The sequence below is a fragment of the Mesorhizobium sp. M0633 genome (assembly GCF_040320645.1).
Classification (GTDB): domain Bacteria; phylum Pseudomonadota; class Alphaproteobacteria; order Rhizobiales; family Rhizobiaceae; genus Mesorhizobium.
This window is the reverse complement of record NZ_JAMYQC010000013.1, coordinates 99,142-112,836: the sequence shown is the minus strand read 5'-3', so window position 1 is coordinate 112,836 and position 13,695 is coordinate 99,142. Positions and strand designations below refer to the sequence as shown.

The window sequence follows — 13,695 nt, the reverse complement described above, 5'->3', positions numbered from 1 at the left end:
TCAGGCAGCCCTTTTCGAAAGCAGCAAGCGATAGTGTTGGACATATTTTTCGGCGCTTTTGTCCCACGAAACGTCGGCCTTCATGCCTTGCCGCTGCATCGACGTCCACACTGCGGGATTGGCATGCGCCTCGACAAGGCGGCGGACGGCGTGCAGCAAGGCGCCGGCATTGGCGGGCGCAAACTGGAAACCGGTCGCAACGCCGGCAGAGATGGCGGCTTCGTTGGCATCGATGATCGTGTCGGCAAGGCCCCCGGTGCGCGCGACCACCGGCACGCAGCCATAGCGCAGGCCGTAAAGCTGTGTCAGCCCGCAAGGTTCGAAGCGCGATGGGATAATGATGGCGTCGCTGCCGCCCTGCATGGTGTGGGAGAGTCCCTCGTCATAGCCGACGACGACGCCGATGCGGCCGCGATGGCGGGCTGCGGCGGCAAGCAATGCGCCTTCGAGCCCGGCATCGCCGGAGCCGAGGATCGCCAGCCGCGCACCTCTTGCAACGATGCCGTCGACGGCCGCCGCCAATATGTCCATGCCCTTTTGCCAGGTCAAACGGCTGATGACGCAGACGATCGGGCTGTCATCGCGATCGAGGCTGAAGCGGTCCTCGACCGCGGCCTTGTTGGGCATCCGTGCCTTGAGCGTCTTTGCGGTGTAGTTGCAAACCAGATGCTTGTCGGTTTCCGGGTTCCATATCTCGGTATCGATGCCGTTGACGATGCCATGGAGATCGACGGAGCGCATGTTGATCAGGCCGTCGAGGCCCATGCCGAATTCGGGCAAGCGGATTTCCTGCGCATAGGTCGGGCTGACCGTGGTGATCGCCCACGCCGCCTGCAGGCCGGCCTTGAGGAAGCCGACGCCGCCGTAATATTCGACGCCGTCGAGCGCCATCGCCGCCGCCGGCAGGCCAAGCTCGCCAAAGATGCCGGCGCCGAACTGACCCTGGAAGGCGAGGTTGTGCACGGTGATCATCGACGGCGTGCCGACCGCCTTGCCGTAGCGCATGTAGGCGAGCGTCATTGCCGACTGCCAGTCATGGGCATGGACGATATCGGGCAGGTAGCCCGAGATTGCGCCGCCGGCAATATCACCGCCTACCTGGCTCAAGGCCGCGAACCGCCGCCAATTGTCCGGCCAGTCGGCGCCGGTCGCGTTGCCGTATGGGCCGCCGGGACGGTCGAAAAGATGCGGCGCGTCAAGCACGAACAGGTCGAGCCCGGCGATCTGGACGGCATGCACCGAGGCCTTGCCGCCCTGCAGCAACGGATATTGCTGAACCGGCTTTTTTTTCCTGAAGGCGCCCATCACCTGAGGATAGCCGGGGACGAGCGTGCGCATGATGACGCCCTTGCCGGCCAATGCCACGGGCAAGGCGCCGGTCACGTCGGCGAGCCCGCCCGTCTTGACCAGCGGAAAGATCTCGGGCGCCACCGACAGAACCTGCATGCACTACGATCCCAGCCTGTTGATCATGTCCTGCGTGACGAGGCAGATGCCTTTTTCCGAAACGCGGAAACGCTTGGCGTCGAGGACGGGATCCTCGCCGACCACCAGACCCTCCGGGATCCTGACGCCGTGATCGATGACCACGCGCTTCAGCCTGGCGTTGCGGCCGACATGGACGTCCGGCAGCATGACGACCTCCTCCAGCGTCGAATAGGAATTGATGCGGGCGCCGGTGAAGATCAGGCTTCGCTTCAGCGAAGCGCCCGAAACGATGCAATCGCCCGACACGAGAGACGACACGGCCGACCCGCGGCGGCCATCCTCGTCATGCACGAATTTTGCCGGCGGCTTCAACTCGGCATAGGTCCAGATCGGCCAATCGCGGTCGTAAAGGTCGAGTTCCGGCGTGATGTCGGTCAGGTCGATATTGGCCTCCCAATAGGCGTCGACCGTGCCGACGTCGCGCCAATAGGCCTCGTTCTCGGCGGTCGAGCGCACGCAGGATTTGGCAAAACGATGGGCGATCGCCTTTCCGTGCTCGACGATGTAGGGGATGATGTCCTTGCCGAAGTCGCGGCTCGAGCCGGGCTCCGCCGCATCGCGACGCAATTGCTCCATCAGGAATTTGGTCTTGAACACATAGATGCCCATCGAGGCGAGCGCGAAATCCGGTTTGTCGGGAATGCCCGGCGGATCGGCGGGCTTTTCGATGAAGGAGATAATGGTGTCCTTGGGATCGACATGCATGACGCCGAAGCCGGTGGCTTCCATGCGTGGCACTTCGAGGCAGCCGACGGTGACGTCGGCGCCGGCCTCGACATGCTGGCGCAGCATCATTTCGTAGTCCATCTTGTAGATGTGGTCGCCGGCCAGGATGACCATGTATTCCGGCCCGTAGGCCTCGATGATGTCGATGTTCTGGTAAACGGCGTCGGCGGTGCCCTCATACCATTGCGTTTCCGATACACGCTGGCTGGCAGGCAGGATGTCGAAACTCTCGTTGCGCTCGGGCCGCAGGAAGTTCCAGCCGCGCTGCAGATGGCGGATCAGCGAATGCGCCTTGTACTGGGTGGCGACGCCGAGGCGGCGGATACCGGAATTGAGCGCATTGGAGAGCGCGAAATCGATGATGCGGGTCTTGCCGCCAAAATAGACCGCCGGCTTGGCGCGGCGGTCGGTCAGTTCCTTGAGCCGGCTGCCACGGCCGCCGGCCAGCACATAAGCCATGGCGTCGCGTGCCAGCGGCTGTGTTCGTTTTATTTCAGCCATTCCTATCCTCCCAGGTTAGATGCTCCAGACATAGCTCAGTCCGGGACGAATTCGAGCATGATCGTCGACAGCGGCGGCAAAAGCATCGTCGCCGAAATGCCTCCTCCTTCCGCCTGAGCCTCGACGCCGCCGCTATTGCCCTTGCCGGAACCGCCATAATCCGTGGCATCGGTGTTGATGATCTCGCGCCATTTTCCGGCGTGCGGCAACGGCACGCGGTAATTGTCGCGCGGCACCGGCGTGAAGTTGGAAATGACCGCGATCGGGTTGCCGCCCGGCGCGCTGCGCAGCCAGGCAAATACTGAGTTCGCGCTGTCGTCGACGATCAGCCAGGAAAAGCCCTCCGGCTCGCAGTCGCGGGCATGCAGCGCGGGGCGCGAGCGGTAGAGATAGTTGAGATCGCGCACCGTCTGCCAGACGCCGCGGTGGAGCCGGAAATCGAGCAGGTTCCAGTCGAGCGCCCGCCCCTCGCTCCACTCGCGGCGCTGTGCGAACTCCTGGCCCATGAACAACAGCTTCTTGCCGGGATAACCCCACATGAACGCGTAATAGGCGCGCAGCGTCGCGAATTTCTGCCAGTCGTCGCCGGCCATCTTGTTGAGCAGCGTGCCCTTGCCGTGCACCACTTCGTCATGGGACAGCGGCAGCACGAAATTCTCGCTGAAGGCGTAGACCAGACCGAAGGTGATGTCGTTGTGGTGATGCTTGCGGAAGATCGGCTCCTTGGAGAAATACTCCAAAGTGTCATGCATGAAGCCCATGTTCCATTTAAAACCGAAGCCCAGTCCGCCTTCATGCACCGGCTGCGAGACTTTCGGCCACGAGGTCGATTCCTCGGCGATGGTCATCACACCTGGATGGTGGCCGTAGACCTCCTTGTTCATACGCTGCAGGAAGCTGACCGCTTCGAGGTTCTCCCGCCCGCCCTTCTCGTTGGGAATCCATTCACCGGCCTTGCGAGAATAATCGAGATAAAGCATCGAGGCGACCGCATCGACGCGCAGTCCGTCGACGTGATATTTCTCGGCCCAGAACAGCGCATTGTTGACCAGGAACGAAATCACTTCGCGGCGCCCAAAATTATAGATCGCGGTGTTCCAGTCGGGATGGAAGCCCTTGCGCGGATCGGCATGTTCGTAGAGCGCGGTACCGTCGAACTTTGCCAGACCGTGTTCGTCAACCGGGAAATGCGCCGGGACCCAGTCGAGGATGACGCCGATGCCTGCACGGTGGGCGCCGTCGACGAAGCGGGCAAAACCGTCCGGATCGCCAAAGCGGGCAGTCGGCGCATAAAGACCCGTCGTCTGGTAGCCCCAGGACGGGTCATAAGGGTGTTCGGAGATCGGCATGAATTCGATGTGGGTAAAACCGCTCTCGACCACGTAAGGGATCAGCCTGTCGGCGAGCTCATCCCACGACAGGAAGCTGCCGTCGTCGTGAAGCCGCCATGACCCGGCATGGACCTCGTAGATCGATACGGCCTCGCGCCTGTGGTCGGCATTGCGCCAGTAGTTCCGGTGCGCCTCGTCACCCCATTCATGCGCCGGCGGCAGTGCCGTCACCGAGGCGGTGGCCGGGCGCAGTTCGGACTTGAAGGCGAACGGATCGGCTTTGAGCGGCAATCTCACGCCATCCGGCCCGATGATTTCATACTTATATGGGCGGCCTGCGCCGATGTCGGGAATGAACAGCTCCCAGATGCCGGTGTCGCGGCGGACGCGCATGGTATGCCTGCGGCCGTCCCACTCGTTGAAGTCGCCGACCACCGAGACGCGCCTTGCATTGGGCGCCCACACCGCAAAATGCACACCCGATGCACCTTCATGGTCGATGAGATGGGCGCCGAGCTTGTCGAACAGCCTGAGATGCGACCCTTCGGCGATGTAATAATCGTCCATCGGGCCGAGCACGGGACCGAAGGAATATGGATCGGTCAGCCACCAGTCACCGCCGGAATTCCTGGCGTGATAGCGCAGCGGCTGGCGTTTGCGCAGCGACAGTTTGCCTTCGAAGAAACCGCGGTCGTCGCGTCTCGACAGCTCGCCGGCCTTCTTGCCGGTCAGCGTATAGGCGGTGACGAACTCGGCATGAGGGACGAAGCAGCGGGCGACAAAGCCCTTTCCCGCCTCATGCACGCCAAGCACGGCAAACGGATCGCCGTGCGTGCCGGCGACAATCGCCGCGACATCGCCGGCTGGCGCCAGTCCGTCCGGCCCGCTTGTCGCAACGGTCGCGCGCGGCTTGCTCATCAGGCAGTGACCCTCCCCGGGCACCAAGTGTATGTTTCTAGTGGAGTTTTGAATTCGACATTCGCATGCCGCCTAACCCTCCAAGGGATGCGAGGGTCAAATCCACTCCACTAGGACCACATTGTTCGTGGCCTCATGCAATCATATCAGGCGGGCACGTGCCATATGTCTTTCGCATATTGGCGGATCGTTCGATCGGACGAGAACCAGCCGACGCGCGCGACATTGCGGATGGCTCTGGCGTACCAGTCCGGGCTGTTGCGCCAGACGGCATCGACGTCGCGCTGTGTGGCGGCGTAGGCATCGAAATCCGCGGCGACCATGAACCAGTCGCTCTGGTAAAGACCGTTGATCAGGTCGCGATAACGATCCGGATCGTCAGGTGAAAAGACTCCGGATGAAACCGCGGCCAGCGCCTGCGCCAATTCAGGCGATCCCTCGATCACAGCGCGCGGATCGTAACCATTGTTGCGTCGTTCGGCGACCTCATCGGTGGTCAGGCCGAAGATGAAGATATTGTCGTCGCCCACGCATTCCTTGATCTCGACATTGGCGCCGTCGAGCGTGCCGATGGTCAGCGCGCCGTTCAGCGCGAACTTCATGTTGCCGGTGCCGGACGCTTCCATGCCGGCGGTCGATATCTGCTCCGAAAGATCGGCGGCCGGCATCATGATCTCGGCAAGGCTGACATTGTAGTTCGGCACGAACACCACTTTCAGCAAGCCGCGCACCGCCGGGTCGCGGTTGATGACCCGGGCGACGTCATTGGCAAGTTTGATGATCAGCTTGGCGTTGTGATAGCTGGGCGCCGCCTTGCCGCCGAAGAATTTGACGCGAGGCATCCAGTCGCGCTCCGGATGCGAGCGGATCTGGTCGTAAAGCGCGACCGCTTCGAGAATGTTCAAGAGCTGGCGCTTGTATTCGTGGATGCGCTTGACCTGGATGTCGAACAGCGCCGATGGGTCGACCTTGATGCCGAGCCGGTCGGCAACGAGCTTGGCAAGCCTCGCCTTGTTCGCCCGTTTGACGGCGGCGAACTTGTCGCGGAAGGCGGCGTCCTCAGCGAAAGGATCAAGCCGCTTTATCTCGTCGATGTCGTCGAGGAAGCCGTCGCCAATCGCCTCTCGGGTGAGTGCAGTGAGGCCGGGATTGCACTGTATCAGCCAGCGCCGCGGTGTGATCCCGTTGGTCTTGTTGTTGATGCGATCCGGGTAGAGCCTGTGGAGGTCGGCAAACACCGTCTCCTTCATCAATTCCGTGTGCAGGGCAGAGACGCCGTTGATCGAGTGCGAGCCGACAAAGGCCAGATTGCCCATGCGCACGCGGCGATCGCCATTTTCCTGGATCAGCGAGATGCGGCTGATCTGCTCGTCCGAGAACTGGTCGGAGGCGCGCGCCTCGAGCAGCACTTCGGCGTTGATGGCGTAAACGATCTGCATGTGGCGCGGCAACAGCCGCTCGAACAGCGGCACCGGCCAGCTTTCCAGCGCTTCGGGAAGCAGCGTGTGGTTGGTGTAGCCGAAGGTGCGCTTGGTGATGCTCCAGGCCTGGTCGAAATCCATGCCGTGGACATCCATCAACAGGCGCATCAGCTCGGCTACGGCGATCGCCGGATGGGTGTCGTTGAGATGGATCGCCGCTTTGTCGGGCAGCGATTGCAGGTCGCCATACTGGCTGAGATGACGCTGGACGATGTCCTGCAGCGAGGCGGTGGAGAAGAAATACTCCTGCCTGAGCCGCAGCTCCTGGCCGGCCTTGTGGGAATCGGCCGGGTAAAGGACGCGCGACAACGCATCGGCCTTGTTGCTTTCGGCGAGCGCGCCGATGTGATCGCCGGCGTTGAATTTGTCGAGCAGGATCGGGTCGACCGGCATGCCGGACCACAGACGCAGCGTGTTGACGCGGTTGGCCCGCCAGCCGACAACCGGCGTATCATAGGCGACTGCCAGAACATGTTCGGTCGGCTTCCAGACGTGGCGCTCGAGCCGGCCGTCGTTCGACGTGACCGATTCCACCGAGCCGCCGAAGCCGACCTCGAAGGAGCGTTCGCGGCGCTCGAACTCCCAGGGATTGCCGTGATCGAGCCATGTCTCGGGCAGCTCCACCTGCCAGCCGTCATGGATCTCCTGCCGAAACATGCCGTTGGCGTAGCGGATGCCGTAGCCATGCGCGGGGATATTGACGGTCGCCATGCTTTCCATGAAGCAGGCGGCGAGCCGGCCCAGACCGCCATTGCCAAGGGCAGCGTCCGGTTCGAGCGTAGCAATGATGTCGAGGTCGACGCCAAGCGACGACAGCGCCTCGCGCATATTGTCCATCAGGCCGAGATTGGAGAAGGCATCGCGCATCAGGCGGCCGATGAGGAATTCCAGTGACAGGTAGTAGACGCGCTTTTCCTGCTGGGCGTAGGCCTCTTGGGTCGCCTGCATCCAGTGATCGACTATGCGGTCGCGTACAACCTTGATTGAGGCGGTGAGCCAATCGTACTGGGTTGCAACGTTGGTGCCCTTGCCGACCCTGTATTTGAGGGCTTGCAAGACTTCCTCGGCGAGCGTCTTGGGATCCGGGTTTTTGAGCGTGGGCAGAGGAGCTTCGGTTGTCATCGCGCGCGTCATGCTGCCTCTCGTGACGTTGCCAGGATCATGCGGCTTTCACCATCTCTGCCAATGCTAGTGCATCCCACCGGATGTTCAATCGATTCGGGTGATCGCAAGCCGGGTTGCCCTGCGGCAATTTGGCATTTGGAAACAGCGCGTTTGGGCCCTCGGCGATGGGCCTCAAGTTCTTGCTCAAGCCGCCAGCGCCGCTTCCGGCGGCACCTTGGCGCCGGTCATGAAGGCGACCGCGTCGGACATCGTATACTGCTTCGGATCGATGACGCACAGGCGACGGCCGAGCCGGTGAATGTGGATGCGGTCCGCCACCTCGAAAACATGCGGCATGTTGTGTGAAATCAGCACGATCGGCAGGCCTCGCTTCTTCACGTCGAGGATCAGTTCGAGGACGCGGCGGCTCTCCTTGACGCCGAGCGCGGCCGTCGGCTCATCCATGATCACCACCCGGCTGCCAAAGGCGGCGGCGCGCGCCACCGCCACGCCCTGACGCTGGCCGCCGGAAAGCGTTTCCACGGCCTGGCTGATGTTCTGGATGGTCATCAGGCCAAGCTCCGTGAGCTTGTCGCGGGCGCGCTTTTCCATCGCCGGGCGGTCGAGCATGCGCAGCCATTCGCCGAGGAACCCCGGCTTGCGGATCTCCCGGCCGAGGAACATGTTGTCGGCGATAGACAGCGCCGGCGACAGAGCCAGGTTCTGATAGACCGTCTCGATGCCGGCCTCCCGGGCCTCCATCGGCGACTTGAACGCAACGGGCTTGCCTTCAAGTCGTATCTCACCTTCGTCGGGCACGACCGCGCCGGAAATCGCCTTGATAAGCGACGACTTGCCGGCGCCGTTGTCGCCAATGACGGCAAGGATTTCGCCCGGATAGAGGTCGAAATCGGCGTTGTCGAGGGCGGTGACGCGGCCATAGCGCTTGACCAGACCGCGCGCGATGAGGATGGGTTCCTGGGTCATGGCTATGCCGAAACCTTTCTGATCCATTGATCGATCGCCACGGCGCCGATGATCAGCACTCCGGTGAGCAGCACCTTCCACTGCGGGTCGGCGCCCAGCATGTTGAGGCCCATCGAGACGACGCCGACGATCATGGCGCCGAACAGCGTGCCGAGGATCGAGCCGCGCCCGCCGAACAGAGAAATACCGCCGATCACCGTCGCGGTGATGGCCTGAAGATTGTAGTCGGTGACCGCGGCGGAAGGAGAGATCGAGCCATTGCGGCCGATGGAGACCCAGGCTGCGAAGGCGGCGATCAGCCCGGCAAGGGCATAGACGGTCATCAGCACCTTCTTCGTCTGGATGCCCGACAGTTTCGCAGCCTCCTGATCGTCGCCGACCGCGTAGACATGGCGGCCCCACGCGGTGTGGTTGAGCACGTACCAGAGGACCAACACGAGAACGACCATGGCAATGACGCCAAGCGTCAACACGGCCGTGCCGACCTTAAAGCTGAGGGCAAACAGGTGCAGCAGAGGCGCCTGGACGTCGACGTCGGTGTCGCGGATCGTCTCATTGGCCGAATAGATGAAATTGGTGGCCATGACGATGTTCCAGGTGCCGAGCGTCACGATGAAGGGCGGCAGCTTCATGTAGGCGACCAGCACACCGTTGAGCAGGCCGCATGCGCCACCGGCGAGAAGCCCGATCGCCACCGCGAGCACGGCCGGCATACCGTAGCTGACCGCGCAATTGCCCATGATCACAGCCGAAATCACCATGATCACGCCAATCGACAGGTCGATGCCGGCGGTCAGGATCACCAGCGTCTGCGCGGCGCCCAGAATGCCGACAATCGCGATCTGCTGAAGGATCAGCGTCAGCGTATAGGATGAAAAAAAACGCCCGCCGATGGTGATGCCAAAAATAATGATCGCCAGAACCAGCACGATGAGCGGCACCGCTGCCGGCGTGGAATGCAGGAAATGCTGGGCACGCTTGACGGCCGATTTATGCTCGTCGAACGCGGCGACGCTTGTGTCGCTGCTCGATAGAACTTTTTCGAATTCTTGTGCTTGAGCCATGTTTCCTCCCCTGGGCTTCGGCCAACCGCCGACGCCATCCACGCCTTCCGGTCTGCCGCCGGCACTATTTGCGTTTAGATCGGCACATCGTCCACCCGGAGCGGCCGGGTATCAAGCCCCGGCCGACCGCGATCTGTTGCCGGTCAGGCCAGGCTCAGCCCCAGCACTTGGCGAGGCCTTCCTTGGTGTCGATGGACTTCACACCGTTGGCGGGCTTGTCGGTGACTAGGTTGACGCCGGTATCGAAGAAGTTCTTGCCTTCGGTCGGCTTCGGCTTCGTCCCGTCCTTGGCGAAAGTGGCGATCGCCTCGATGCCGAGCGCCGCCATTTGGAGCGGATATTGCTGCGAGGTAGCGCCGATCACGCCTTCGGCCACCGATTTCACGCCGGGGCAGCCACCGTCGACCGAGACGATCAGCACCTGGCTTTCGAGACCGACGGCCTTGAGCGCCTGGTAGGCGCCGACAGCTGCGGGCTCGTTGATGGTGTGGATGACGTTGATGGTGTTATCCTTCTGCAGAAGGTTCTCCATCGCCTTGCGACCACCCTCTTCATTGCCGTTCGTCACGTCGTGGCCAACGATGCGCGGATCGTCCTCGTCGCCGATCTTGTTGGGGTCCTTCACGTCTATGCCGTAGCCCGTCATGAAACCCTGGTCGCGCAGCACATCCACCGTGGGCTGCGACGGCGTCAGGTCGAGGAAGCCGATCTTGGCATCCTTGGCCTTGTCGCCAAGCGTCGCGGCGGCCCATGCGCCGATCAGCTTGCCGGCTTCCAGATTGTCGGTCGCGAAGGTCGCGTCAGCCGCATCGATCGGATCAAGCGGGGTGTCGAGCGCGATCACCAACAGCCCGGCGTCCCGCGCTTTCTTCACGGTCGGCACGATGCCCTTGGTGTCGGACGCGGTGATGAGGATACCCTTGGCGCCGTCGGCGATACAGCTCTCGATTGCAGCCACCTGGCTCTCGCTGTCGCCGTCGATCTTGCCCGCGTAAGTCTTGAGATCGACGCCAAGCTCCTTGGCCTTGGCCGTCGCACCTTCCTTCATCTTGACGAAGAAGGGATTGGTGTCGGTCTTGGTGATCAAGCAGGCGCCGACCCCGGCGGCCGATGCCGTCGACGCAAAGGCCATCAGGCTCAGTCCGGCCGCGGCAAACACGGTGGATTTCAACAGTTTTGACGTGGTCACGATTTTCCTCCCATGGAACCATTTAGGATGCCGGCCAACCGGCATCTGCAGCGCGTCCGACGAAATCTCCCAGTGTCGACGCCGATCGCAAGAGACACCAGTCCGCCAGCACTGTCAATAATTAAATCACTCTTATTTATTATTGACAACGCAGGATTGTTCACTCACTCTAGACCAAAAGCATTGAGGGGAACCGACGGGAGGAACAGGGTGGAGACCGGCATTACGAGGCACGGCTCGCCCGATGCGGCCGAAAGCCGTCTGCACCGCGGCACCAATCAAAGCGGCATGCGGGACCACAATGAGCGGCTGGTGCTGTCGCTGGTGCGTCAGCACGGCAGCCTGGCCAAATCCGACATTGCGCGCATGACGGGCCTTTCGGCGCAGACGGTCTCGGTCATAATGCGCGAGCTGGAGGAGGACGACCTGCTCGTCCGCCAGGCGCCGTTGCGCGGCAAGATCGGCCAGCCTTCCATACCCATGGCGCTCAATCCCGACGGCGCCTATTTCATCGGCCTGAAGATCGGCCGCCGCAGCGCCGAACTGGTGCTGATCGATTTCCTCGGCAACGTACGCTCGATGCTGCAGCATTCCTACCGCTATCCGGCGCCGCGCGAGACGGTGGAATTCGTCACGAGCGGCATGAAGAAGATGCGCGGCGAACTCACCCCGGCGCAGGACAAACGCATCGCCGGGCTTGGCATCGCCATGCCGTTCGAACTGTGGAACTGGGCCGACACCGCCGGCGCGCCGCTCGAAATAATGGACGAATGGCGCCATCGCGATATTCGCGCCGACATCCAGGCGCAATGCGAATTTCCAGTCTATCTGCAGAACGATGCCACCTCGGCCTGCGGCGCGGAGCTCGTGTTTGGCCAGGCGGCGGGTGCGGCGCGCGATTTCGTCTATTTCTACATCGGCGCCTTTGCCGGCGGCGGCATCGTGCTGAACGGCCGGCTTTTTGGCGGCCCAACCGGCAATGCCGGCGCGCTGGGCTCGATGCCGGTGCCCGGGCCGGACGGCAAGCCGACGCAATTGATCGACGTGGCCTCGATCGCCACGCTGGAAAAGGCGCTCAACGCGCGTGGCGTCGAGGCGTCGCATCTGTGGACCTCGCCACAGGACTGGGGCGAGATCGGCGCCGAGCTCGACGACTGGATCGCAAGCGCCTCGCAGGCGCTCGCCTATGCCATTGTTGCGGCGTCCTCCGTCATCGATTTCGAAGCCGCGGTGATCGACGGATGGATGCCGCTTGCCGTGCGCAGGCGGCTTGTTGATGCGGTCATCCAGGCAATCGGCAGGATCGACGGCGAAGGCCTGCGGCTTCCGACCGTTCGCGAGGGAACGGTCGGCATCCATGCGCGGGCGCTGGGTGGTGCCAGCCTGCCGCTATCGGAGCGCTTCCTCATCGGCTCGACCACGATTTCCCGGAGCTTCTGAGCATGCTGATCGGCATCCCGGCGCTGCTCGGCCCGGAGCTTCTGGCGATATTGCGCGCAATGGGCCATGGCGACGAGATCGCGCTGGTCGACGGCAACTACCCGGCCGAGCAACAGGCACAACGGTTGATCCGCGCCGACGGTCATCATCTCGTCCCCGTGCTCGATGCGGTATTGAGCGTATTGCCGGTCGACGACGCCGTGCCGCACGCGCTGTTTCGCGCCTCGGCCAAAGGCGATCCCCTGCTAGCCGATCCGGTTCACCATGAGATGGAAGCGATCTGCGCCAGGCGTGCGCCGGGCCGCACGGTGGTTGCGCTTGCCGGCGCCGACTTCTATGCACGGGTCAAGGCCGCGCATGCGATCGTCGCGACAAGCGAGCCGCGGCTTTATGCCAACATCATCATTCGCAAGGGCGTGATCTATCCGCCGGAAAGCAAAACTTCATGATTCTCTGCTGCGGCGAAGCCCTGATCGACATGCTGCCGCGCACCACGACGGAGGGCGAGCCGGCCTTTGCGCCCTATGTCGGCGGTGCCGTCTTCAACTCGGCCATTGCGCTCGGCCGGCTCGGAGCGCCGGCCGGCTTCTTCTCCGGCCTGTCGTCCGATCTGTTCGGCGGGCAGTTCAGGGAGGCGCTGGGGGCCAGCAAGGTCAGTTCCACCTATGCGCACACCTCGCCGCGTCCGACTACTCTCGCCTTCGTGCGGCTCAACAACGGCCAGGCGACCTACACCTTCTACGACGAGAACACCGCCGGGCGCATGCTGACCATCGAGGACTTGCCGGAACTCGGCAGCGAGATCGAGGCCATGCTGTTCGGCGCCATCAGCCTGATCTCGGAGCCGGCCGGGTCGGCCTATGAAGAGTTCATGCGACGCGAGCATGAGCGCCGCGTGATGATGCTCGACCCCAACATCCGGCCAAACTTCATTCCCGACAAGGCCAAGCACCTCAGGCGCATCCGCAACATGATGGCGATGGCCGACATCGTGAAACTGTCGGACGAGGATCTGAACTGGTTCGGCGAAGCCGGCTCGCATGAGGACGTAGTCCGCAACTGGCTGGACCGCGGTCCGAAGCTGATCGTCGTCACCCACGGCAGCGAGGGCGCGGTCGGTTACAGCAGCCAGCACCGGGTCACCGTCGTGCCGGACAAGATCGAGGTGGTCGATACGGTCGGCGCCGGCGACACATTCAATGCCGGCATTCTTGCCTCCTTGCACGAACAGGGTCTGCTCTCGAAGACGGCAATCTCCAGTTTGCCGGAAGGCGCCATCCAAAAGGCGCTGACGCTCGGCGCCAAGGCCGCGGCGGTGACGGTATCGCGGGCCGGCGCCAATCCGCCATGGCGGCATGAACTCGCTTGACCGGCTGGTGCGCAGCCCATGGACTGCTCACCGGCGATCACTTTATGTTTCGTCCAGCCTGGCGGGCGGGATGCGAAGCCCGTATCAGGCCGGCCGA

At 62.9% G+C, this 13,695-nt stretch carries 10 protein-coding genes; 3 read left to right on the top strand and 7 right to left on the bottom strand.

Going from position 1 to position 13,695, the window contains the following annotated elements; genetic code table 11:
* The 7 genes from glgA to NKI47_RS16155 form a co-directional block, all read right to left on the bottom strand.
* Positions 1 to 1,446, bottom strand: a complete 1,446-nt coding sequence (gene glgA / locus NKI47_RS16185) for a glycogen synthase GlgA (RefSeq protein WP_352591538.1) — start codon at positions 1,444 to 1,446, stop codon at positions 1 to 3.
* A gap of 3 nt (positions 1,447 to 1,449) precedes the next feature.
* Complete coding sequence (glgC, locus tag NKI47_RS16180; RefSeq protein WP_352490794.1) at positions 1,450 to 2,715, bottom strand: glucose-1-phosphate adenylyltransferase; 1,266 nt, start codon at positions 2,713 to 2,715, stop codon at positions 1,450 to 1,452.
* 35 nt (positions 2,716 to 2,750) lie between these two features.
* Positions 2,751 to 4,964 (bottom strand): 1,4-alpha-glucan branching protein GlgB, encoded by a 2,214-nt coding sequence (gene glgB, locus NKI47_RS16175; protein ID WP_352591535.1) that lies wholly within the window; start codon positions 4,962 to 4,964, stop codon positions 2,751 to 2,753.
* Between the two features lie 146 nt (positions 4,965 to 5,110).
* Positions 5,111 to 7,579: a glycogen/starch/alpha-glucan phosphorylase gene (locus NKI47_RS16170; RefSeq protein ID WP_352591532.1), complete on the bottom strand. Its 2,469-nt coding sequence runs from the start codon at positions 7,577 to 7,579 to the stop codon at positions 5,111 to 5,113.
* Positions 7,580 to 7,753: 174 nt separating this feature from the next.
* Entirely contained in the window at positions 7,754 to 8,536 is a 783-nt protein-coding gene (locus NKI47_RS16165) for an ATP-binding cassette domain-containing protein (protein ID WP_352470952.1), read from the bottom strand.
* Positions 8,537 to 8,538: 2 nt separating this feature from the next.
* A complete protein-coding gene (locus NKI47_RS16160; protein WP_292653631.1) occupies positions 8,539 to 9,600 on the bottom strand; it encodes an ABC transporter permease in 1,062 nt (353 codons plus the stop codon).
* Between the two features lie 154 nt (positions 9,601 to 9,754).
* Positions 9,755 to 10,732: a sugar ABC transporter substrate-binding protein gene (locus NKI47_RS16155; protein WP_502896960.1), complete on the bottom strand. Its 978-nt coding sequence runs from the start codon at positions 10,730 to 10,732 to the stop codon at positions 9,755 to 9,757.
* Between the two features lie 267 nt (positions 10,733 to 10,999).
* On the opposite strand from NKI47_RS16155, the gene NKI47_RS16150 reads away from it, so the two are divergent.
* The 3 genes from NKI47_RS16150 to NKI47_RS16140 are packed head-to-tail and all read left to right on the top strand — an operon-like array spanning position 11,000 to position 13,598.
* Positions 11,000 to 12,229 (top strand): ROK family transcriptional regulator, encoded by a 1,230-nt coding sequence (locus NKI47_RS16150; RefSeq protein WP_352591528.1) that lies wholly within the window; start codon positions 11,000 to 11,002, stop codon positions 12,227 to 12,229.
* Between the two features lie 2 nt (positions 12,230 to 12,231).
* A complete protein-coding gene (locus tag NKI47_RS16145; RefSeq protein ID WP_352591525.1) occupies positions 12,232 to 12,678 on the top strand; it encodes an RbsD/FucU family protein in 447 nt (148 codons plus the stop codon).
* A complete protein-coding gene (locus tag NKI47_RS16140) occupies positions 12,675 to 13,598 on the top strand; it encodes a carbohydrate kinase family protein (RefSeq protein WP_352591522.1) in 924 nt (307 codons plus the stop codon). Before NKI47_RS16145 ends, NKI47_RS16140 begins: the two co-directional genes overlap by 4 nt.
* Positions 13,599 to 13,695: the final 97 nt, after the last annotated feature.

What these genes read in the sequence shown, in the direction of transcription:
- NKI47_RS16165 (WP_352470952.1), bottom strand. Translation starts at nt 8,536, where the DNA reads ATGACCCAGGAACCCATCCTCATCGCGCGCGGTCTGGTCAAGCGCTAT.
- NKI47_RS16145 (WP_352591525.1), top strand. Translation starts at nt 12,232, where the DNA reads ATGCTGATCGGCATCCCGGCGCTGCTCGGCCCGGAGCTTCTGGCGATA.
- glgB (WP_352591535.1), bottom strand. Translation starts at nt 4,964, where the DNA reads ATGAGCAAGCCGCGCGCGACCGTTGCGACAAGCGGGCCGGACGGACTG.
- glgC (WP_352490794.1), bottom strand. Translation starts at nt 2,715, where the DNA reads ATGGCTGAAATAAAACGAACACAGCCGCTGGCACGCGACGCCATGGCT.
- NKI47_RS16140 (WP_352591522.1), top strand. Translation starts at nt 12,675, where the DNA reads ATGATTCTCTGCTGCGGCGAAGCCCTGATCGACATGCTGCCGCGCACC.
- NKI47_RS16155 (WP_502896960.1), bottom strand. Translation starts at nt 10,732, where the DNA reads ATGGCCTTTGCGTCGACGGCATCGGCCGCCGGGGTCGGCGCCTGCTTG.
- NKI47_RS16160 (WP_292653631.1), bottom strand. Translation starts at nt 9,600, where the DNA reads ATGGCTCAAGCACAAGAATTCGAAAAAGTTCTATCGAGCAGCGACACA.
- glgA (WP_352591538.1), bottom strand. Translation starts at nt 1,446, where the DNA reads ATGCAGGTTCTGTCGGTGGCGCCCGAGATCTTTCCGCTGGTCAAGACG.
- NKI47_RS16170 (WP_352591532.1), bottom strand. Translation starts at nt 7,579, where the DNA reads ATGACGCGCGCGATGACAACCGAAGCTCCTCTGCCCACGCTCAAAAAC.